The sequence below is a fragment of the Schaalia sp. 19OD2882 genome (assembly GCF_018986735.1).
Lineage (GTDB): Bacteria > Actinomycetota > Actinomycetes > Actinomycetales > Actinomycetaceae > Pauljensenia.
The window spans coordinates 284046-305293 of sequence record NZ_CP065521.1 but is presented as its reverse complement, the minus strand read 5'-3'; the positions used below and the strand labels follow the sequence as shown (position 1 = coordinate 305293).

Below are 21248 nucleotides of genomic sequence, written 5' to 3'. Positions count from 1 at the left end.
CTTCGAGGGCGCCGTCCGAGGGGGACCTGCGGAGGCTTCGGCGCTCCAATAGCAAAATGATAGCTATTTTTTGGGGTGGCGCAAGAGGCACCCCATCGACCACCACCTCGCAGGAGCCCCACCCGGCGATTGGTCACAGGGTGTCGTGGTCGTCCATCGGCAGGGAGGGGCGGGTCATTGCCGCGTTGGCGTGCTGCAGGAGGAAGTCACGGGTGACTGTTCCTTGAACCATGGCACTGACCACCTCGCAGCCGGGGCGCGCCAGGGCCTGCACCATCTCGATCACCAATTCGGCGTCCTCGTCCTGGCCGGCCCAGCGGCACTCGTTCATGAGGTCCGTCAGGCCCGTGAGCATGTTGACGTAGGCCAGGTCGGTCTGCCAGTAGCCGATCGGCTCCAGCGGGATCTCCTGGATCCGCACCCAGTCGGCGAACTCCGGGGCAAGCAGCGGGCGCCGCTCAGCTGCGGCCGAGGGCAGCAGGTCACGGAGCTTGCGTTGTTTGGTGACCATGTAGTTCGCCTGGTAGGAGTACTCCAGACCGGGGGCGATGTCCTGGTCCGTCATGGCCTCCTCGGCCATCTCCAGTGCGTGTCGGGACTCGATCTCGGCAAGAAGGTCCGCATACCCCTTTGCGGCGACCATGTTGGACGAGGGCGTGAAGGTCGTGCGCGCGCCACAACCCGCGCAGGGCAGGTACACGGCCTGCGTGTAGAGCTCGGGCACGGCCACCGGCGCGGAGCACTGCGAGCAGTGGAAGGCATCGGCAGCGGCCTGCCAGTCGGCCACTGCGGCCTCCCACGCGGCGCGGATCTGCTCGTCATCGCTGGCCGTGAAGGCCTTTTCCGCGATGGAGTGGAGGTGCTCCTCCCAACGGTCGAGGCGTTCCTCCAGGGACGCGTAGAGTCGCTCCACCGCCTCCTCGTCAACGTCCTGGTAGGGACCGAAGTGCTGACCGAAGGCCGCATGGGCCTTCGCGGCGAACTCGTCCATGTCCAAGGTCACGCCGTCCTGCAGGTTCTGCGCGCTGCGGATCGACTCCTCGTCGCCTGCGCTGCGCAGCTCGTTGACAGCGGCGGCCGCCTCGGAGCAGACCTCGTGTGCTCGTTGGGTGAGACGGTCCAGGAAGGTGTCGAACCTGGGGACCAGTGCTTGCATACTGCTCAGCGCTGTGCTCATCCGTGTGTTCTCCTCGATTGTCGTATCCGGCCTGCGTCGCCCCTTCACACCCGCGTCGTGGGCGGTGACGCCTCGTCGCGCCGCCCGCCTCACATGCGAGAGGATCCTGTTGCGCGGCCTCTTGATTCCTCCGCCCTGCCCGCGCCGCCGGGGCCGGAGGGATCCGGGCGAGCGCATGCGGCTCCTGCCATCGACCGGTCCTTGGCAGCGGCGGCCGCTCGGCGCCGCATGTGTTCGACGAGGTCGACTGCGGGGATGTGGCGCGTGCCCGCACAGTGGACGCCGGAGGCGGCGCCGCGCGAGAGCAGCAGGGCACCTCGGTTCTCACGGACAACCGATTGCACGCCGGACTTGATGCGCCCGTCCGGATCCGGATGGCACCACAGGACCGGTTGTGGGCCAGGATCAAGGCACTCGACGATCTCGATCCAGGGCAGCCCCATCGTCACTCCGTTCTCCGGCCCCGGAAGGGAAGCTCGTCTCCCCCAAATTGCATCCGAGGCGGATTCGCCGATGATACACAACTTCTTATACACGCACTCGGTGGGGAATCGGCCCGCCCTCTCGTGAACGACCACGCCCGACCTGCGATTTCGCAGGTCGGGCGGATGTGGTGAAGAGCGGAGCCGGGTCAGCCACGTGAGGCGGCAGCAGCCCGGAGCGAGGCGACCTCGTACAGGGCGATGCCGGTGGCGACGGCCGCATTGAGTGACTCCACGGTCGAGGAGATCGGGATGGAGACCACTTGGTCGCAGGTCTCGCGCACCAGCCGCGACAGACCCGCGCCTTCGGCGCCGGTGACGAGAACCAGCGGGGACTCCGCCAAGGGCAGACCACGGAGTTCGGCGTCACCTCCCCCGTCCAGGCCGACGATGAAGAATCCCGCCTTCTTGCACTCCTCCAGGGCACGCACGAGATTCGTCGCCCGGGCCACGGGCACCCGTGCGGCCGCGCCTGCCGAGACCTTCCACGCGGTGGCGGTCACTCCGGCGCTGCGACGCTCGGGGATGATGACCCCGTCGCCGCCAAAGGCTCCGGCGCTGCGCAGAACGGCCCCCAGGTTGTGCGGGTCGGTCACCTGGTCCAAGGCGATGAGCAGCGGCAGGTCGATCTGCTGCTGGGAGTCGGCGACGAGGTCCTGGACCTCGGCGTACTGGTATTCCGGGACCTCGGCAGCGACCCCTTGGTGGACGGCTCCGTCGGTGGCCACGTCCAAGTCGCGTCGGGTGACCTCGAAGGCCGGGGCCCCCATGGACGAGGCCAGGCGGACGACCTCTTCGACACGGTCGTCCTTGACATTGCCGAGGACGAAGACGCGCGAGAAGGGCACTCCGGCCCGGGCGGCCTCGGCCACGGGGTTGCGTCCGGCGATCAGTTCGTGGCCGGCGGGGATGCGGATCGAGGACTTGGCGCGGGCGCGCGCAATGGCGGCCTCCTGTTCCTCACGCTTTTGACGGGCGAGCTTGCGCTTGTGCGCGGGATGGTAGGTGCGGTCCTCGGCCTTCGGCGTGGGGCCTTTGCCTTCCAGGCGCCTGCGGGAGTGCCCGCCGGTGCCGACCTTGGCCCCCTTTTTCGAGCCCGGCTTGCGCACGGCGCCCCTGCGCCCGTCATTGCCTGCCATGATTCCTCCGCTGCTCGCCGATGGCGGGAGTGCCCGCTCGTTCCAGTGTTGGGGCGACGAGGGCGCAGCGCCCTTCCGGGAGTCCGCCCGTGTGCTGCGACCAGCCTACCGTCAGGGATTGTGGCCACGAAGCGCCGATACGTGGGGTTGGTCTCGACCCGGCGGATCGGACACCAAGGTCAGAGTTCACCGTCGTCGCAGGCTTGTTGGTACCACGCGAAGAAGCCTCCGGGCCGAATTGGCCGGCGAAGAGCGCTGAATTCGTCTCCCTCGTGCGCCTTCAGCATCTGGTCACAAAGCCCACTGTAGGCCTGCGCGCTTTCGACGCGCCCCTCCTGCACTCCGCGCGAAATTGCCCAGAGAACACCATGAACCTCGAGCTTCGGTGTCCACGTTTTGATGACTCGCTGCGCTTCGCGATCATCGACGATCGCGACGGCATCCTCGGTTTGAGCTGTGGCTGTGACCCAGCCGTTCAAGCTCCTCCACAACGCCCGGTGGAACAAGATGTCGGCGTTCCGGCCCTGCAGCATCAAGAAGCCAATCCACATGGCCACACGCTGAAGCGTGGAGAAGCCCCGTCGCGTCCCACACGGAGGCGCGCTCACTCACCTCGGACCTCGTAGACTCCGAGTGTCATCTCAGAGGCCCGGCGCCCCGTGGTGATGAGGCACTTCTCGACCGCTGTGACGCACGCCATGACCCACTTGCTCGCCAGTCCCGGTGGCGTGACATCCTCTTCGGGCTTGTGGCCCACGGCCCCGTAGAAGTCGTTGTCAACTGGGATCGCAATCGGATCAACCTTTGAAAGATCGACGTCGGCCTCTTGAGCACTCGCAATGACCAAGGACCACGAGACCCTGTAGTCCACAGCCAACTTGACCATGTCATTGCGCGAAGGAGACCTGTTCTTCCGCACCACGGCCGACGGAAGGAGCAGCTCGGCCGCGAAAGCATCGACGAGCGCCTCAGCGTCAGGATTCCGCAAGTAATGGCTCGACCGCTCACAAGTGTCGCCGCTGACATGGTGGCCGATTTCGTGGGCGACAGTTGCACGTCGTCGTCCCGGATCAAGATGTTCTCCGATCAGGGCAACACCGAGTCCGGCTTCAGGAGTGAAGGAGAGTCCATCGATGTCCGCCTCGGTTGTGCGGCACCACAGTCCGAGATCGGCGGCGACGTTCGACATGGACCCCAAGGGCCGGTCGCCGACACCGAGGAAACGCCGCACATTCTTCGCAAGTTTGCGCGCATCGTCCCGGGAGCTCAAACCACGCGCATCGAATGGAAACTTCACTGCTTCGATCAGGTCACACTCATGAAGCTGCTGAAGGTCTCTCCACGCCCGATCGATCTCCACCTCCGCGCGGAACTTCGCCCGCTCTGATGCCGTGGCTTCTTCCACGATGGATTCCCCGGCTGCCATCACTGTGGGCTCTGGTTGCGAAAGCAGGTCGAGAAGCGTGGTGTCCAAGGCTGAGGCGATGCGCAGCAACTCGATCGCCGACACCTTCCTCTCACCCGATTCGACGCGAGTCAACGCAGTTCGCTCCAGGCCACACTGGCGAGCAAGGACTCTCTGGTCCAGTCCCCTGCCCGTACGGAAAAGCCGGATCCGTGTTGGCAGCACCCGTCATTGGGCCGCCTCATTGGACATCTGGACCCGCCCGCACACCTCACGCCAAGTGCCAGCTGGCCCCGTCACGTCCGTCCTCCAGGACGATCCCCACGGCCGCCAGGCGGTCGCGCAGGGCGTCCGCGCGCGCCCAGTCCTTTGCGGCACGCGCTTGGGCGCGTTCACCGACGATGGCCTGCACCAAGGCATCGAGGGCCTCGCGCTCGGCAGAGCCCACTCCCACTCCGAGTCCCAGACCCGACCTCCACTGGGCCGAAGCAGGATCCAGACCCATGACGTCCAACATCGAGCGCACCAGCACCTGCTCGCGCCGCACCGCCGTCACGTCACCGGCGTCGATGGCAGAATTGCCCAGCTTCACATGTTCGTGGAGAACCGCCACAGCGCCTGCGACATTGAGGTCGTCGTCCATGGCAGAACTGAATCCCGCAGGCAGGTCGGAGGGCGCCAGGGCGACCTCGTCAAGGTCGGCCTCGCCCGCAACGTCGATCGAACGCGCGACGAAGCCGGAGAACTTCGCCCACGCGGCGGCCGCTGCCGGCAGGGTCTCGGGCCCCCATTCGATGGCACTGCGGTGATGGACGGTGGACAGCGCCCAGCGCACGGCCACCGCCGGATGCTCGGCGGTCAACGATTCCAGCGACAAGACATTTCCCAGCGACTTCGACATCTTCTCGCCCTTGGTGGTCACCCACGCATTGTGGACCCACAAGCGCGCGAATCCCCAGCCTGCGCCGTGCGACTGCGCCTGTTCATTCTCGTGGTGGGGGAAACGCAGGTCGATGCCGCCGCCGTGGATGTCGAACTCGTCACCTAGGTAGCGCCTGCTCATGGCCGAGCATTCCAGGTGCCAGCCGGGCCTGCCCCTCCCCCAGGGCGAATCCCAGGAGGCAGTGGCGGGTTCGGTGGGTTTGGCGGCCTTCCACAGGGCGAAGTCCCGAAGGTCGCGCTTTCCGGCCTCGACTGCCGCGTCGATCTGCGCGTCGTCCTCGGTGGTGCGCATGTCCTCCAGTCGCTGGCGGGTCAGTGAGCCGTAGTCGGGCAGGGAGTGCACGTCGAAGTAGACATTGCCGTGCCCGTCGTCGTAGGCGTGGCCCCGTTCGACCAGGCGGCGGACCAAGTCGATCTGGTCGGGTATGTGGCCGGTGGCGCGCGGCGCGATGGAGGGGGGCAGCAGGCCGAGGGTCCGGTAGGCCCGGTCGAATTCCAGCTCGAAGCGGTGGGCCCATGCCCACCAAGGGGCCCCGGCCTCGGCGGACTTGGTGAGGATCTTGTCGTCGATGTCGGTCACGTTGCGCACGTAGGTGACGTCCAGGCCTCCTCGGCGCAGCCAGCGGACCATCGTGTCGAAGGCGACTGCGCTGCGCAGGTGGCCCACATGGGGCGCGCCCTGCACCGTGGCGCCGCACAGATAGATCCCGACGCGTCCCGGGGTGACCGGATCGAGTCTCCGGAGCCGTGCGGTCTTGGAGTCGTGCAGGTGCAGGGTCATGCCCAGATCCTATCGGGGGCGGCCCAGGCGCGATCCAGGCGTCGACGCGTGGTCCTTCGTGACAGGGGTCGAGGGCGGGGCCGGCGCGTGAAGCACGTGGGCGCCACATCCGCCACTTCCGCCACGCATTTCGTGGGCACGTGACGAGCCGCTGCCACCGCGCCGTCCGTCGGGTCTTCGCCCCATTCGTCACCGTGGGTGGCCCGTCCCACGTGTACGTCGCCGTGTTCGCCCCACACAGTTGCGCGGCATTTGCTCGCAGCGCAACACGGGAGTTGCTGGTCGAGGTGTGGAACGAATTCGCCATGACCCACATCTCCTGGCCGGCGCTGGTGCCGGCCGCCGTCGACGTCACCATCGGCGTGTGCTTGGCCGAGACGGATCCGCAGCCCCGTGTGCGTTTCGGCGGCGCGACAGGTCACCTCAGGCGCCGGGACGCACCCGGGTGGCGATCAACTCTTTGAGTGCCTCCACGTCATTGTCCAGGTCGACGACCCTCTGGTGCGCGTCCTCGATGCCCTGGAAGCGCTCGGGCACAGGCGGCAGGTGGCCGGTGGCCTCGTGGATGGTCTCGGCGAACTTGACCGGCAGTGCCGTCTCCATGACGACCATCGGCCCCTCCACGCGCCTCTTCCACTGCCGCGCCACGTGCACTCCGTCGGCGGTGTGCGGGTCCAACAAGTAGTCGTCCTCGGCCTCGACCCGCGCGATCTGCGCCAAGCGATCGGCATGTGAGGACGAGCCCGAGACGAACCCGAAGTCGCTTCGCACCCGCGCGAACTCCGGTGCATCGGACAAGTCGATGGCCCCGTCGCGCTCCAGCTGCTTGCCGAAGAGCTCCGCGACCCGCTGGGAGTCCCCACCCAACAGGTCGTGGACGAAACGCTCGAAGTTGGAGGCCTTCGAAATGTCCATCGACGGGGAGGAGGTCGCCAAGGTTTCACTGCCCGGACGAGGCCGGTACACACCCGTGCGGAAGAACTCGTCCAGGACGTCGTTCTCATTCGTGGCCACCACGAGTGTGTCAAGGGGGATTCCCATGGAACGGGCAATGTGGGCGGCGCACACATTGCCGAAGTTGGCGCTGGGCACACACACGGAGATCGTCATCGTGTCGGCGTCCGCACCCGTACGGGGCGCCACCTGACCGGAGACCCTCAGCCACGTGGCCACGTAGTAGGCGACCTGGGCAACGACCCGCGCCCAGTTGATGGAGTTGACGGCGCCGATGTGCCACTCCTGCTTGAAGTCGGCGTCCATGTTCACGGCCTTGACCAGGTCCTGACAGTCGTCGAAGACGCCGTCCACGGCCACGTTGATGATGTTCGGATCCGGCAGGGAGTACATCTGGGCCCTCTGGAAGGCCGTCATCCGACCCGCGGGAGTCAGCATGACAACCGACAAACCCTGGCGGCCGCGCAGCGCGTATTCGGCGGACGACCCGGTGTCACCGCTGGTGGCGCCCACAATGGTCAGCCAGTTGCCGCGTCGCCCCAACTCGTATTCGAAGAGTTCCCCCAGCAGCTGCATCGCCATGTCCTTGAAGGCGGCAGTGGGGCCATTGGACAGGTGGGCCACCCACAGCCCGTCCTCCACTTCGGTGACGGGCACGATGTCCGGGTGGCTGAAGGCGGGGGTGCGGTAGGCGCGCGCGCAGATGGCCTGCAGATCCTCGCGGGGAATGTCGTCGACGAAGAGGGCCAGCACCTCGGCGGCCAGTGCCGCGTAGCCCTGTTCGGCCAACAGGGTCCGCCATCTTGCGCGCGTGTCGGCATCCACCTGCGGATACGTCTCTGGCAGGTAGAGTCCGCCGTCCGGGGCAAGGCCCTCCAACAGGATGTCGCAGAAGGACTCGCCGGACTGGCCGGGGGTGTGCCGGGTCGACAGGTAGCGCATGGACCGATCCTATCGACGGCCCGTACCCGCACGAAAGGACTGTCCACCGAGGTACCCTCGCCCGGGCGCATAGGCTTGGCCCATGAGTGACTCCCGCATTCCCTTCCGCGTCGGCCAAGCCATCGACGTGCACGCCTTCGCCACGGACCCGCAGGCCGTACAGGACAAGACCCTCATGTTGGCGTGCCTGGAGTGGCCGGGAGAAACCCCTCTGGAGGGTCACTCCGACGGGGACGTGGCCGCGCACGCCGCCTGCGACGCACTGCTGGGGGCCTCCGGCCTGGGTGAAATGGGCACCGTCTTCGGCACGGATCGGCCGCAATGGCACGGGGCCTCGGGCGAGGCCTTCCTGCGCGAGGTCGTCCGTATGCTCGACCAGGAGGGTTGGGCCATCGGCAATGTCACCGTGCAGGTCATCGGCAGGCGTCCTCGCATGGCCGCTCGCCTGCCCGAGGCCTGCGCCCGGATGAGTGGGATCGTCGGTGCCCCGGTCCAGGTGAGTGCGACGACCACCGACGGTCTGGGGTTCACCGGGCGGGGCGAGGGTTTGGCGGCGATTGCCGGCGCCCTGGTCGTCCGCCGCTGACGAGGCAGGCAGTCCTCGTCCCTCCTGGCTCGCAAAGGCGCGGGCAGGTGCGCGGCCGGCTCCCTCGCACGGTGCCCCGCCGCGCCTCACTCCGCCATGTGGTTCAGGTGGGCGGCCTCGACCTTGACCGGCAGAGTCAACGCCAGACCCGCCGCCAGCACCGTGACGATGCCGAGGATGCCCCAGTGGGTGTACTCGACCCCGGCGCCCATGACCAGGGCGCCCAGGGTCAGGGAGAGCAGGTACATGGCGGGCGCCATGAAGGACACGGCGCGTCCGGTCGTGGCGTACAGGCCGAAGATCTCGCCCTCGCGGCCATTGGGGATCATACGGGCCAGCAGTGAGCGCGAGGCCGACTGCACGGGCCCCACGAAGACGGACAGGATCAGCCCCAGGATCCAGAAGACGATCGGGCCCCTCTCGTGCAGGATGAAGATGCCCGTGCCCGAGGCGATCATCGACACCAAGGCGATGACGATGACCCACTTGGGTCCGAGCAGGTCGTCCAGGAAGCCGAAGGCGAAGGTGGCCACACCCGCCACCACATTGGCGGCAATGGCGAAGATGAGGATGTCGCCCGCGCTGAAGTCGAAGACAGTCTTTCCAATGATCGCCCCGTAGGTGAACACTCCTGCCATGCCGTCGCGGAAGACGGCCGAGGCGATCAGGAAGAACAGCGTGTGCGGCGCTTCCCTGCGCAGGGAGCGCACAGTGGCCCAGAGCATCCGATAGGAGTCCAGCAGGCTCTCCTTGGACGTGGCGGTGGCCCTGTCGATCCGGGAAGGCTTGGGCGGGTGAAGGATCACCGGCAGGGAGAACACGGCGAACCACAGGGCTGCGGTGAGCATGGTGACACGCACGTTCATGCTGTTCTCGCCCGTCACCCCGAACCAGCCGACCTCGGGAGAGATGAAACCGACGTAGGTGATGAGCAGCAGGACGATGCCTCCCAGGTAGCCGGCACCCCAACCGATCCCGGACACGCGGCCCATGTCCTCCTTGTGGGCGATGTGGTTGAGCATCGCGTTGTAGCTGACGGAGGCGAATTCGAAGAAGATGTTGCCAAGACCCAGCAGGCCGATGCCCAGCCACAGGGCGTTGGTGGCTCCCAAGGGGCTCTGCGGGTAGATGAAGAACATGGCCAGCAGGCACAGGACGACCATCCCCGTGAACCAGGCCAGCCAGACTCCGCCCTTGCCGCGCCGGTCCGCACGCTGTCCGGTGATGGGGGCCAGTGCGGCAATGACCAGTCCCGCCAGTGTCAGGCCAAGGGACAGGTGCGAGGACGCGGTGGCTTCGTCGGTGAAGTTGCCGTCCGTGGTCAGGTAACTGGAGAAGACGAAGGTGGTGGCCACCGCATTGAATGCCGCCGAGCCCCAGTCCCACAGGGACCATTCGACGACTCGACGGGTCAGCAGCTTGCGTTTGGCCGGCGCGGCCTGAGGGGCGGGTGCGCCCGCGTGCGCTGCGGAGTCGGACATTCGCTGCTCCTTCGAGCCTCACAGGACTTGATCGCCATGACGCTATCACGCGTGCAGGTGGCGCCAGTGAACACGGGTGTATCCGACTTCGAAGAAGATCCGGTCCGCCGGTCGTGCGACGAGGACGGAGCCGCCTCGACGGCTGGGAGCGTCAGCGTGCGGGGGAGAGCATCTCGGCCAGGGCGAGGTCCACCGTGGTGGTCACCTTGAGACTGTCGGCAGATCCGAGGACCACGTGCACCTGCCCTCCGGCCGCTTCGACCAGGCCCGCGTCATCGGTGGCGGCGGTGGTTTCATTCGACCCGCGAGCCTCCGCGTCGTGGTGGGCCTTGAGGAGCACCCGCCCCTGGAAGCCCTGTGGGGTCTGGACACTGACCAGACGGGAACGGTCGGGCGTGACCAGGACCAGGCTGGAGGCCCCGTCGGCGGGGCTCTGGTCGACCTGCTTGAGGGTGTCGGTGACGGGCATGGCGGGGATCACCGCGTCGTGTCCGGCCCGCACGGCGGCGATGACGCGGGCGGTGACCGAGGCGGGGGTCAGTGGCCGGGCGGCGTCGTGGACCAGGATGACCGAATCGGCAAGGTCACTGTCGTCTTCGGCCAGAGCATCCAGGCCGTTTTTCACCGACGCCTGGCGCGACAGGGGCGAACCGGCGACCACGCGAACTGCCACGCCCTCGTGACCGGGGCAGACGCCATCGGGGAAGAGGTCGTGGAATGCGTCCATGTCCGACTCGGGGGCGGTGACGACGACACGGTCGACCCCGCCTTCGGCAAGGCCGCGGGCGGCCAGGACCACCATGGGGGTGCTGCCGACGGGCACCAGGGCCTTCGGGCCGTCACAGCCGAGGCGCGTACCGGAACCTGCGGCGGTGAGAACCGCGAGGACTCGACGGGCGGAGCTCATGACGAACTCGGCGGCGTTCAGTCCTGGGAGGTCGTGGGCTGGGCGGTGCCTGCGGCGTCCTCCGCTGCCGCCGCATCCTCGTCCATGCGGCCTTCGGCCAGGATTTCATCGAGGCGCTGGGCGGCGGCGGCCTTGTCGATGTTGCGCGCCAGGGCCAACTCGGAGGTGAGGATCTGGCGGGCCTTGGTGAGCATCCGCTTTTCGCCGGTGGAAAGCTTCTTCTGGTCGTCGCGGCGGGTCAGGTCGCGCACGACCTCGGAGACCTTGACGATGTCGCCGGTGGCGATCTTCTCCTGGTTGGCCTTGTACCGGCGCGACCAGTTGGTGGGCTCTTCGACGTAGGGAGCGCGCAGGACTGCGAGAACCTTTTCCAGACCCTCCTCGTCGACGACGTCACGGACCCCGACCAGGTCGACGTTCTCGGCGGGAACCTTGATCGTCAGATCGCCCTGGGACACGCGCAGGGTCAGGTAGGTCTTCTCCTCGCCTCGGATCTGACGGGTCGCGATCTCCTCGATCGTCGCCGCCCCGTGGTGCGGGTAGACGACAGTCTGACCGATGGCGAAAGACATGAGGACCCCCTGAATTTTGTGCGCAGCGGGTTCCATACTAGCATCTGCCCCTCGCCCGGCCCGAATGAGCCTGACACTGTCAGGGCCGGTGGCGGGTCGGAGGCCAAAAGACCGGGGCCCCGACCGTGATGGTCGGGGCCCCGGCGCCGCGCGTGGGCGGCTGGGTCACTTGCCCTGGTTGGCCACGGCGGCAATCTTCGCCTCGGCCTCGGGATCCAGGTAACGACCGCCCTTCTTGACGGGCTGCAGGGTCTCCTCGTCCAGCTCGTAGACCAGCGGGACACCGGTGGGGATGTTGACACCGGCGATCTCGTCGTCGGAGATCTGGTCGAGGTGCTTGACGATGGCGCGCAGCGAGTTGCCGTGGGCGGCAATCATCACGGTCTTGCCGGTGCGGATCTCGGGGACGATGGTCTCCTCCCAGTAGGGCAGGAGGCGCTCCAGGACGTCCTTGAGGCACTCGGTCGCGGGGATCGGTTCACCGGCGTAGCGCGGGTCGGTGTCCTGCGAGAACTCCGAGCCGGCCTCGATGGCGGGCGGCGGCACGTCGTAGGACCTGCGCCACTGCATGAACTGGTCCTCGCCGTACTCGTCGCGGATCTCCTTCTTGTTCTTGCCCTGCAGGGCGCCGTAGTGGCGCTCGTTCAGACGCCAGTGACGCAGGACCGGGATCCAGTGGCGGTCCGCGGCATCCAGTGCAAGGTTGGCGGTCATGATGGCGCGACGAAGCATCGAGGTGAACAGGACGTCGGGCAGGACGCCAGCCTCCTTGAGCAGCTCGCCGCCGTGCGCGGCCTCGGTGCGTCCCTTGTCGGACAGGGGCACGTCAACCCAGCCGGTGAACAGGTTCTTCGCATTCCATTCGCTCTCGCCGTGGCGGAGCAGCACCAATGTGTAGGTCATGGCCCCATTGTTCCATTGGCGACACCTCTTTGTCATGGGCCCGGGCACTGCGGCGTCGATGCCCACCGAGGCCCGGGAGTCCGGGCAAGCGGACACTTGCCCCGGACATCGCCCTCTCAATGTCACCGATTCGGGATTCCTCCACCCCGCCGGGGGGACGAGGGCGGGAATGCGCGCCCCGGGCACTGCGCATTCCGGACGCGACGAACCCTGGATTCATCGACGCGACGTCGGTGAATCCGGGGCCCTCGCACCTCGGGTCAGGCGTTGGCCTTCTCGAAGGCTTCGACGATCTCCGCAGGAATACGACCACGGTCGGAAACCTTGAGGCCCTGCCCGCGGGCCCATTCGCGGATCTGCGCAGTGCGCCCACCCGTTCCGGCAGACTTGCGGCCACGGGTGCCGATGGCCCGTCCACCGACGCGACGTGCGGCACCGATCCACTCGGCAAGCTCGGACTCGAACTTCGCCAGATTCTCCGCCGACAGGTCGATCTCGTAGTTGACGCCCTTGAACGAGAACGGGATGGTGGATTCTCCCACGGATCCGTCAATGTCGTCGATGAGGACCACCTGGGTCTTCTTCATGCTCTCTTTCCCCTTCCAGAATGCTTCCCCGGGCATTGAAGCCGCTATTTCGCGACCATTACCCACAAGCGTAGAACACATTGCGTCAGAAAGCATCCTCAAATTGCACATTCTTCACACGGCACCGCATTTCCCACCTTTGGCCGCACGATCCAGCGGAACGTCGAGCGCGCCTGCGCCCCGCCCTCGCCAAAGTGTGCCCCCACCCCGCCCCGCCCCACCCCGCCAATGACAATGACCGGAAGAGGGTGTCCAAGGAGTGTGACACCCCTCTCCTTGCCCCAAGTAGTTGAATTCTGCAATACTTGCTCCCGTAGCGACCCTCAGGAACCGACCCCAGGAGCCTCCCGTGCAATTCGGCATCTTCACCGTCTCCGACCTGACCACCGACCCCACCACCGGCCACACGCCCGACGACGCCGAGCGCATCGCCGCCACCTTGACCATCGCCCGCCACGCCGAAGAGGTCGGCCTCGACGTCTTCGCCCTGGGAGAGCACCACAACCCGCCGTTCTGGTCCTCCTCCCCCACGACCACCCTGGCCGCCATCGCCGCAGCCACCACCACCCTCAAACTCTCCACCGCCACCACCCTCATCACGACGAACGACCCGGTCAAGATCGCCGAGGACCACGCGATGCTCCAGTACGTCTCGGGCGGACGCAACGACCTCATGATGGGCCGCGGCAACACCGGCCCCGTGTACCCGTGGTTCGGCAAGGACATCCGCGACGGCATCGCCCTGGCGGTGGAGAACTACGCCCTGCTGCGCCAACTGTGGGACCAGGAGGTCGTCACCTGGCAGGGACGCTTCCGCACGCCACTGCGCCAATTCACCGCGACCCCCCGCCCCTTGGACGGCATCGCCCCCTTCGTCTGGCACGGCTCGATCCGCTCCCCCGAGATCGCCGAGCAGGCCGCCTACTACGGGGACGGCTTCTTCCACAACAACATCTTCTGGCCGCCCGAGCACACCGCCCGCATGGTCGCCCTGTACCGCGAGCGCTTCGAACACCATGGACACGGGCCGGCCGAACGCGCCATCGTGGGCCTTGGCGGCCAAGTGTTCATGCGTCCGAAGTCCCAGGACGCCATCGCCGAATTCCGCCCCTACTTCGACAACGCCCCCGTCTACGGCCACGGCCCGTCGATGGAGGAATTCATGCGGGACACTCCGCTGACCGTCGGCTCACCCGCCCAAGTCATCGAACGCACGCTGGCCCTGCGCGACCTTGTCGGCGACTACCAGCGTCAGCTCTTCCTCGTCGACCACGCGGGGCTGCCTCTGCGCACGGTCCTGGAGCAGATCGACATGCTCGGTGAGGTGGTCGAACAGCTGCGCCCCGAGTTCGAGGCCCTGCGCGCACCCGGCGTCCCCTCCGACCCGCCCACCCATGCGGCCCGCCTCCAGGCGCGCGTCGGCGTGGGTGCCGCGTCCTCGGTGACCGCCCATCTGGAAGACGCCGGACGGATCCGCGAGGAGGTGCGGGCCGGCCGTCCTTGGTCCGCCAGGTCCGCCGAATCCACCGGAACCTCCGAGAACGAGGGCGAGGTCGCGCGATGACCCGCCATGTGACCATCGTCCACGCCGGAACCTCCGAGCACGCCTCCACGGCTCGCCTGGGCGCCCTCGTGGAGGAACATCTGCAAGAGGTTGCGGCACAGTTGGGACTGCTCGTGGAAGTCACGTGGGTGCACCTGCGCCCGCTGGCCCACGACATCATGGACCACCTGCTCACCGGGTTCCCCGGGGCGGCGCTCGCCGGCGCCCACGAGCAGGTCGCCCTGGCGGACGGCCTGATTCTGCTGACCCCCACCTACCAGGCGTCGTACTCGGGCCTGTTCAAGTCCTTCGTCGACACCCTGCCCGAGGGCGGCCTCGAAGGAAAACCCGTTCTCCTGGGGGCCACCGGCGGGACGCCACGCCACGCCCTCGTCACCGAGATCGCCATGCGCCCACTGGCCACCCACCTTCACGCGGACCCTGTGCCCACCTCCTTGTACGCGGCCACCGAGGACTGGGGCGCCCACGCCGGCGACTCCGACGGGCGGGCCGGCGAGGCGCTGGGGCGCCGCGTGGCCCGTGCCGCACGTGAACTCGTCACCCGCCTGCCCGTCGAGAGCCGCGACGGGTCCGCATCCATCACGCCTGACCATCGAGCCACTGCGACGGAGTCGTCCCGGCAGGACGCGACCGGGCAAATCGGCGAGGCTGCGAAGTGGCCCGGTTTCGTCGACTTCGAGACCCTGCTGGGAGGAGGCCGTTGATGGGTTCTTCGCGCGCCCACGTCTGGGAGGTCTACTTCACGACCACCGCGCGCCTGGCCAGCCGGATCGAGGCTGAACTCAAAGCCGCACACCACCTGAGCATGCCCGAGTACAACGTGTTGCTGTCCGCGCAACGCTCCGGCCCTGAGGGCATCCGCCTGGGAGAACTGGCCAGGCAGGTGGTCTTCAGCCCTTCCCGACTCACGCACACCGTCAAGCGCCTCACCGAACGCGGGCTGGTGCAGCGGCTCGCCTGCGAGTCGGACAAACGCGGCGGGCTCATCTCCATCACCCCCGCCGGGCAGTCCCTCTGGCGCGAGGCCGCCGACCTGCACAAACGTCTGGTGCGCAACCTCGCCCTGGACGAGATGAGTCAGGAAGAGGCCGACACCCTGGAGGCCGTCTTCACTCGGATCGCGCAACGCCTTGAGGACCCGAGCCACGGCACCACCAAGGCCTGAAGGATTCGGGCAACCTGGTCAAGGTTCGAGAGCATGGCCGGGGCGTGTGCGGTGCTGATCCGCTGCTCCTGGCCGACGCGCAGGTCGGATCGGGCTCGTTCAAGCCAGGTCGATCCAGCCTGCGGTGTGGCGCCGCACCTGCGCAGCCAGGGCCTGCACACACCCCTCGGAATCGTTGGCCCACTGGATGTAGTGGAAGTCGCCGCCGCCGGCCTGAGTGAAGGTCTCACGGTTGAGTTGGTCGATCTCTTCCAGGGTCTCCAGGCAGTCCGCCATGAAGCCCGGGCAGATGACATCCACTCGGGAACAGCCCGCCGCGCCCAGATCCCTGACGGTGTCGATGGTTGCCGGGCCGATCCACTCGGCACGGCCGAAGACGGACTGATAGGTGATGACGACGCCGCCCTTCGGTACTGCCAGGCGCTCGGCCAGCAGCGCCGATGTCGTCTCACACTGGCTCCGGTAGGGGTCCCCGCCCTCGTGCATGGCCACAGGGATCGAGTGGTAGGAGATGATCAGACGCTCTCCGGCGGCGAAGGCGGGGCTGCCGGCCTGCTCCCAGTGTTGCTCGACGGAACGCGCCAAGGCGTCGATGTAGGCGGGGTCGTCCTCGAAGCTGCGCACACACCGCATCTCGACCACGTCGCGGGTGCGCAGCGTCCAGCGGGCGACCTCGTCCAGGACCGAGCCGATGGTCGGCCCACTGTAGTGCGGATACGCCGGCAGGACCAGGAGGCGGCGGTGACCGTCGGCGTGCAACTGGTCGAGGACCGAGGCGATCGACGGGGAGCCGTATCGCATGGCGACACGCACGTCGACCTCGTCGCCGAGGACCTCGTGGAGGCGCTGGCCCTGACGAAGCGTCCAGTGCATGAGCGGCGAGCCGTGCTCGGTCCAGATCTTGCGGTACTGGGGCGCAATGGCACCGGGGCGCATGGTGAGGATGAAGGCTTCGAGGATTGGCCGCCACAGCAACGGGTGCATTTCGACCACGCGGCGGTCGCTGAGGAACTCGCGCAGGAAGGGGCGGATGGCGGAGGGGGTCGGGGCCTCGGGAGTGCCCAGGTTCACCAGAAGGACGACCGGGCGTCGTGCCGGGTCAGAGACGGTTTCTGACACTCCTGTCATCTTTTCTGACACGACCTGGGTTTCTGTCATGACGAGCACTGTACCCGAGAACTCACCCTCACCCCGACACCCCGCGAGATTCGTCCGCCCCTTCGCGAGATTCGTCCATCCTTCCGCCTTCGAGGGCGAGGGAGAGGGCGGGGCCGCGAGTGCGTGAAGAACGCCCGCCACTGTCACCCCCGACGAACACTTCGCCCTGAAACACCCACATCGGCGGGCTTGGGCCCGTTCCTACCGACGCCGCAGCCCCCTACCGACGCTGCACCGTCGGCAGCAGGGTCACAACGTCGGCAACAACGCGGCACCGACACCACACCTGCGGACAGCCGGCACACATGTCAATGTCCCCCCACCCGCATTCGCAGGTGGGGGGACATCCAGCTCGAGCCGCCTGTGGGAATCGAACCCACGACCTATTCATTACGAGTGAATCGCTCTGCCGACTGAGCTAAGGCGGCGGTGCCTGCTGTTCCGGCAACGGGCATTCAGGCAACGTCCACACTCTAGGGGGCCGGAAGCCGACTCGGCAAACCCGCCAGCACCCCTGGTGTCATGGTTCGCCTCACACAGGCCCCGGCCCCGCCCTCGTCAATGACGAGGGCGGGGCCCGTGCAGGTCAGTCGGTGCACTTGAGGTTGTCCTCCGGGACCTTCCCGTCCACCAGGTAGCCCTCGACTGCGCGGGCCACACAGGCGGAGCCGTCCTTGGAGTAGGCGCAGTGGTCCCAGCCCTCCCATGTGACCAGGACCCCCTGCGAAAGCTGTTCCGCCAGAGCCTGGGCCATGACGTACGGGGTCGCAGGGTCGTGCGTCGTTCCGACGACGACGATCGGCGGGGTACCGGGCGCAGTGATCTTCCTGCGCGGAGCATGGGAAGTCGGCCATGCATCCAGGCCCGCCGAGGACCAACCCGCCTGCTCGCCGAAGAGGGGCAACTCCTTCTTCAAGGCCTTGGCCTGCTTCTCCCACTCGGCGGGCGTGCCCGAGGGCGGGAAGTCCAACATGTTCACCGCGATCAGCGCATCCGAGCCCATCGAGTCGTAGGTGCCGTCCTCGTTGCGCTCGTTGAGGAGGTCGGCCACGAGCAGCATCTGCGAACCATCCCCTTCCCTGACCGCTTGGGTGAGCGCCTGGGTGAGAACCCCGTAACTGTCCACGGAGTACATCGTGCCGATGAGTACGGTCATCGCAAGTCCGCGCGTCAGAGGACGCGAGGGGTCGGCGGTGGGCAGCGGCGAGGCGTCAAGGCTGTCGAGGAACTTCTTCAGCTGCCCCTTGACCTCGGCCGGAGTGCCAGCGAAGGGGCAGTTGGGGCCCGTCTGGCAGTCCTTCGCCCAGTTCTCTACGGAAGCCTCGAAGCCCCGGTACTGCAGCTCGTTGACGGTGTTGACATCGATCGAGGGGTCGAGGGCCCCGTCCAGGACGAAGCGCCCCACCTTGTCCGGGAAGAGGTCGGCGTAGGTGGCCCCCAGGAAGGTCCCGTAGGAGAAGCCCAAGTAGTGCATCTTGTCCTGGCCGAGGACGGCGCGCACCATGTCGAAGTCCTTCGCGGCCGACACGGTGTCGATGTGCTTGAACAGGTCGCCCGTGTACTTCTGGCACCCGTCGGTGATCTCAGTGATCTCCTCGGTGGCCTTCTTGATGATGGCATCGGTCGACTCGGGCATCTTGAAGGGCTTGCCCTGATCGTCCACTCCGGCGTTCGCCTGGTCACGCTCCTTGTCGTTCCTGCACTGGACAGGGGTCGACTTGCCGACTCCGCGCGGGTCCACGGCAACGATGTCGAAGTTCTCGACCAGGGAGTCGCCCATGCTGCGGGTCACCCGGGTCACCAAGGATCGGACGGCGTCACCGCCGGGACCACCGAGGTTGTAGAAGAGGGCGTCAGCGCCGTCCTTGCCGTTGCGGTGCACCGCAATTGCCAAGGTGATGTCCTCTCCGGCCAGGTTGTCCCAGTCCAGGGGGACACGCAGGTGGCCGCACTGGTACTTGTCCGGATCCTTGGGTGCGGAGTCGTAGTCGGTCATGATGTCACCGAGACGGCACTGGCCCCACTGGATCTTCTGCCCGTAGTAGCCCTCCAGAGTGTCCCCTGGATCGGGCAGGTCCTCCGCCTTGACCACGCCGGAGGTTGCGGCGCCCGACTGACTCTGCGCCTGGTCGCCCCGGTGGTCTCGGTCGTCGGGCATTGCGAAGTCCCGCAATGCTCTGGCCCCGGTGAATGCGATGACGGAAACTTCGATGACGGCCACGATGACCGCGATCACGGCGATGACCATGGGAAGGGCGGAGGGCTTCGGATGCATGGCCCCAACCATAATTGAGGATCGCCGAAGATGGCAGAAAGACTCTCTTGACCCTGCGAATGTTTGTACAAAAGGCGACCTTCGTCCTCGCCGCCCCCCCTTGCCGCAGGTGAGGGCGCCCCACCCTCGCCTATTCCTGCGGGCGCAGAGAAACCGCCATGGCCTCCAAGGCCAGCAGCGGAGCGACATTGGCCGACAACCTGCGTCTGGCCGTCTCGATGGCACTGATCCGCCGGATCGTCTGGTGCGGCGACGAAGAGGCCGCAAGCTCCTGGACCACGTCGGCCATGTCGGTGTTCACCAGTTCCTGGCCGGTGTCGAGTTGTTCCATGAGGACGTCACGGTAGACGGCGAGCAGATCGACCAGCGCCCGATCGAGTACGTCCTGGACGGAGCGTTTGGCTCGGCGCTTCTGCTCTTCTTCGAGTTCACGCAGGCGCGCCCGCGTGTGTTTGGTGACTCCTTGTTCCGAGTCGGCGCCGAGCTGGCGCATGAGGGTCGCACGCTCGCGGGCATTGCGTTCATCCACCTGCGCGGCGGTCTGCTCCTGAGCCACCTTGAGCAGGCGGTCGGCGGCCATGACGGCCTCGCCGACGGATCGCACCCGCACCGGCGCGGTGATGATGTGGCGGCGACGCTCGCGCATCTGCGGATCCTTGGCCAGGGCCCTGGCCAATCCGATGTGCGACTGGGCCGCGCGCGCCGCATCGAGGGCGTCATCCGGGTCCACCCCGTCGCGACGCACGAGCAGGTCCGCCACCGCCGTGGCCGAGGGGATGCGCAGCCCCAGGTGCCGACAGCGTGAGCGAATGGTCGGGATCATGTCCTCCGGGCTGGGCGCACACAACACCCACACGGTGCGCTCCGGCGGCTCCTCGATGGCCTTGAGCAGGACGTTCAAGGACTGTTCGGTGATGCGGTCGGCGTCCTCGACGACAATGACCCGCCAGCGCCCTTGGGTGGGGGCCAGTTGCGCACGTGCGACGAGATCGCGCACCTCTTCCTTCTTGATCTGGACGGCTTCAGTGGACACCAGACGGACGTCCGCGTGAGAGCGCGCCAGCGTGGTGCGACAACCCGGGCACTGGCCGCAGCCGATGGGCTCCCCCGCGCACTGCAGGGCGGCCGCGAAGGCCAGGGCCGCCACGGATCGCCCGGACCCGGGTGGGCCCGTGAGCAGCCAGGAGTGGGTCATTGCCCACGACGAGGGCGACGCGGTGGCGCCTTGCGGGGACAAGGACGTCTCACGTGTGTCACGGGTCCCAGGAGACGAGGGCGCCCCGGCCCGCTCGACCACTGCGCGTGCGGCCGCAGCGGCTTCGGCCAGGACCGCGACGACCGCGTCCTGGTCGACGAGTTCGGCCCACACGCTCACAGGAGCTGGTCCTCCGGCCCGCCCCACAAAGTGGCCTGCGACTCGGTGACGAGCAGCCCGACCATCGACGCGGCCTGCGGCTCATGGGCCACGTGCGGCTCGTCCACCGCGCGCTGCTGCGAAGGCGCCTCGAGCGGCTCAGGCCCGCCCGCCTCGTCCTCGTGCCCCTGGAAGGACTGGGAGACGGCGCCCTGCCCTTTGGGGAAACGCTCCTCCAGGACCCCGCGAATCTCGGAAAAGACCTCGTCGCGGGTCCCCACGGCGTCGATGACGACGAAACGATCGGGTGAGGAGTCCGCCAGTCGCAGGTACTCGTGGCGGACCCTTTCATGGAAGTCGGTGGACTGGCGCTCGATGCGGTCCGGCTCTTTGCTGCGGCGCCGGGTCCCGACCTCAGGCGGAAGGTCCAGCAGGAAGGTCAGGTCAGGAACCAGGTCCTGGGTGGCCCAGGAGGACAGGGCCCGGATCTCGTCCACACCGAGGGCGCGGGCCGCCCCCTGGTAGGCCAAGGAGGAGTCGATGTAGCGATCCCCCAGGACGACCTCTCCCCGCTCCAGGGCAGGGCGGATCATCGTGGCCACGTGGTAGGCGCGGTCAGCCGCGTACAGCAGGGCTTCCGTGCGCGGGTCGACGTCCTCGGGCCCGTTCTGGACCAGTCGACGCAGCTCGGCGCCCAACTCGGTCCCACCAGGCTCACGGGTGACCAGGACGCGGTGCCCCCGCATCTCGAACCATTCCTTCACCCGTTGGATCTGGGTGGTCTTGCCGGCGCCGTCCCCACCTTCAAAGGTGAGGAAGAGCCCGCGGACCACCTGCGCTCCACGCGTTGCCTCGACCATGCGCCAATCCTCGC

21 protein-coding genes and 1 tRNA gene are annotated in these 21248 nt (G+C 67.4%); 5 read left to right on the top strand and 17 right to left on the bottom strand.

The genetic code is table 11. The features are described from left to right. Positions 1-133 precede the first annotated feature (133 nt). The 6 genes from I6B53_RS01290 to cysS form a co-directional block, all read right to left on the bottom strand. The gene (locus I6B53_RS01290; protein ID WP_216764497.1) at positions 134-1177 is read right to left on the bottom strand and encodes a hypothetical protein; all 1044 of its coding nucleotides are present in this window, start codon (positions 1175-1177) and stop codon (positions 134-136) included. Positions 1178-1266: 89 nt separating this feature from the next. Next, complete coding sequence (locus I6B53_RS01285; protein ID WP_216764496.1) at positions 1267-1620, bottom strand: hypothetical protein; 354 nt, start codon at positions 1618-1620, stop codon at positions 1267-1269. A 188-nt stretch (positions 1621-1808) separates the two neighbouring features. Beyond that, a complete protein-coding gene (gene rlmB, locus I6B53_RS01280; RefSeq protein WP_216764495.1) occupies positions 1809-2798 on the bottom strand; it encodes a 23S rRNA (guanosine(2251)-2'-O)-methyltransferase RlmB in 990 nt (329 codons plus the stop codon). Positions 2799-2977: 179 nt separating this feature from the next. Next, complete coding sequence (locus I6B53_RS01275; protein WP_216764494.1) at positions 2978-3349, bottom strand: hypothetical protein; 372 nt, start codon at positions 3347-3349, stop codon at positions 2978-2980. A gap of 53 nt (positions 3350-3402) precedes the next feature. Further along, a complete protein-coding gene (locus tag I6B53_RS01270; protein ID WP_216764493.1) occupies positions 3403-4428 on the bottom strand; it encodes an ImmA/IrrE family metallo-endopeptidase in 1026 nt (341 codons plus the stop codon). A 46-nt stretch (positions 4429-4474) separates the two neighbouring features. Continuing rightward, on the bottom strand, positions 4475-5926 hold the full coding sequence (gene cysS, locus I6B53_RS01265) for a cysteine--tRNA ligase (RefSeq protein WP_216764492.1): 1452 nt from the start codon (positions 5924-5926) through the stop codon (positions 4475-4477). 140 nt (positions 5927-6066) lie between these two features. Between cysS and I6B53_RS01260 the strand changes: the two genes are divergently transcribed. Beyond that, the gene (locus tag I6B53_RS01260) at positions 6067-6390 is read left to right on the top strand and encodes a hypothetical protein (protein ID WP_216764491.1); all 324 of its coding nucleotides are present in this window, start codon (positions 6067-6069) and stop codon (positions 6388-6390) included. On the opposite strand, the gene thrC is transcribed toward I6B53_RS01260, so the two are convergent. Next, a complete protein-coding gene (gene thrC / locus I6B53_RS01255) occupies positions 6350-7822 on the bottom strand; it encodes a threonine synthase (protein WP_216764490.1) in 1473 nt (490 codons plus the stop codon). The genes I6B53_RS01260 and thrC overlap by 41 nt on opposite strands. 82 nt (positions 7823-7904) lie before the next feature. Between thrC and ispF the strand changes: the two genes are divergently transcribed. Next, positions 7905-8408, top strand: coding sequence for a 2-C-methyl-D-erythritol 2,4-cyclodiphosphate synthase (gene ispF / locus I6B53_RS01250; protein ID WP_216764489.1), 504 nt, complete (start codon positions 7905-7907; stop codon positions 8406-8408). Between the two features lie 86 nt (positions 8409-8494). On the opposite strand, the gene I6B53_RS01245 is transcribed toward ispF, so the two are convergent. The 5 genes from I6B53_RS01245 to I6B53_RS01225 all read right to left on the bottom strand — a co-directional run bounded on the left by I6B53_RS01245 (position 8495) and on the right by I6B53_RS01225 (position 12858). Beyond that, positions 8495-9889 (bottom strand): MFS transporter, encoded by a 1395-nt coding sequence (locus tag I6B53_RS01245; RefSeq protein ID WP_216764488.1) that lies wholly within the window; start codon positions 9887-9889, stop codon positions 8495-8497. Positions 9890-10040: 151 nt separating this feature from the next. Beyond that, the gene (locus I6B53_RS01240; protein WP_216764487.1) at positions 10041-10796 is read right to left on the bottom strand and encodes a 2-C-methyl-D-erythritol 4-phosphate cytidylyltransferase; all 756 of its coding nucleotides are present in this window, start codon (positions 10794-10796) and stop codon (positions 10041-10043) included. A gap of 17 nt (positions 10797-10813) precedes the next feature. After that, the gene (locus tag I6B53_RS01235) at positions 10814-11368 is read right to left on the bottom strand and encodes a CarD family transcriptional regulator (protein ID WP_216764486.1); all 555 of its coding nucleotides are present in this window, start codon (positions 11366-11368) and stop codon (positions 10814-10816) included. Between the two features lie 165 nt (positions 11369-11533). After that, on the bottom strand, positions 11534-12271 hold the full coding sequence (locus I6B53_RS01230; protein ID WP_216764485.1) for a phosphoglyceromutase: 738 nt from the start codon (positions 12269-12271) through the stop codon (positions 11534-11536). A gap of 260 nt (positions 12272-12531) precedes the next feature. Continuing rightward, complete coding sequence (locus I6B53_RS01225) at positions 12532-12858, bottom strand: Lsr2 family protein (protein WP_216764484.1); 327 nt, start codon at positions 12856-12858, stop codon at positions 12532-12534. A gap of 349 nt (positions 12859-13207) precedes the next feature. On the opposite strand from I6B53_RS01225, the gene I6B53_RS01220 reads away from it, so the two are divergent. From I6B53_RS01220 to I6B53_RS01210, 3 genes are read left to right on the top strand one after another with little or no spacing between them, the layout of a single operon-like run. Further along, positions 13208-14422, top strand: a complete 1215-nt coding sequence (locus I6B53_RS01220) for a CE1758 family FMN-dependent luciferase-like monooxygenase (protein WP_216764483.1) — start codon at positions 13208-13210, stop codon at positions 14420-14422. Next, positions 14419-15126 (top strand): CE1759 family FMN reductase, encoded by a 708-nt coding sequence (locus I6B53_RS01215; RefSeq protein WP_216764482.1) that lies wholly within the window; start codon positions 14419-14421, stop codon positions 15124-15126. Before I6B53_RS01220 ends, I6B53_RS01215 begins: the two co-directional genes overlap by 4 nt. After that, positions 15126-15587, top strand: a complete 462-nt coding sequence (locus tag I6B53_RS01210) for a MarR family winged helix-turn-helix transcriptional regulator (RefSeq protein WP_216764481.1) — start codon at positions 15126-15128, stop codon at positions 15585-15587. The genes I6B53_RS01215 and I6B53_RS01210 overlap by 1 nt, the downstream gene beginning before the upstream one ends. Before the next feature lie 99 nt (positions 15588-15686). On the opposite strand, the gene hemH is transcribed toward I6B53_RS01210, so the two are convergent. From hemH to tmk, 5 genes are all read right to left on the bottom strand, one after another. Continuing rightward, positions 15687-16715 carry a ferrochelatase gene (hemH, locus tag I6B53_RS01205; RefSeq protein WP_216765268.1) on the bottom strand — a complete coding sequence of 343 codons (1029 nt, stop codon included), beginning with the start codon at positions 16713-16715 and terminating at the stop codon, positions 15687-15689. 385 nt (positions 16716-17100) lie between these two features. Then, a tRNA-Thr gene (locus I6B53_RS01200) sits at positions 17101-17173 on the bottom strand. A gap of 158 nt (positions 17174-17331) precedes the next feature. After that, positions 17332-19020: an alpha/beta hydrolase gene (locus I6B53_RS01195; protein ID WP_216764480.1), complete on the bottom strand. Its 1689-nt coding sequence runs from the start codon at positions 19018-19020 to the stop codon at positions 17332-17334. Positions 19021-19150: 130 nt separating this feature from the next. Next, positions 19151-20395, bottom strand: a complete 1245-nt coding sequence (locus I6B53_RS01190; RefSeq protein ID WP_216764479.1) for a DNA polymerase III subunit delta' — start codon at positions 20393-20395, stop codon at positions 19151-19153. Then, complete coding sequence (tmk, locus tag I6B53_RS01185) at positions 20392-21234, bottom strand: dTMP kinase (RefSeq protein ID WP_216764478.1); 843 nt, start codon at positions 21232-21234, stop codon at positions 20392-20394. The genes I6B53_RS01190 and tmk overlap by 4 nt, the downstream gene beginning before the upstream one ends. Positions 21235-21248 lie beyond the last annotated feature (14 nt).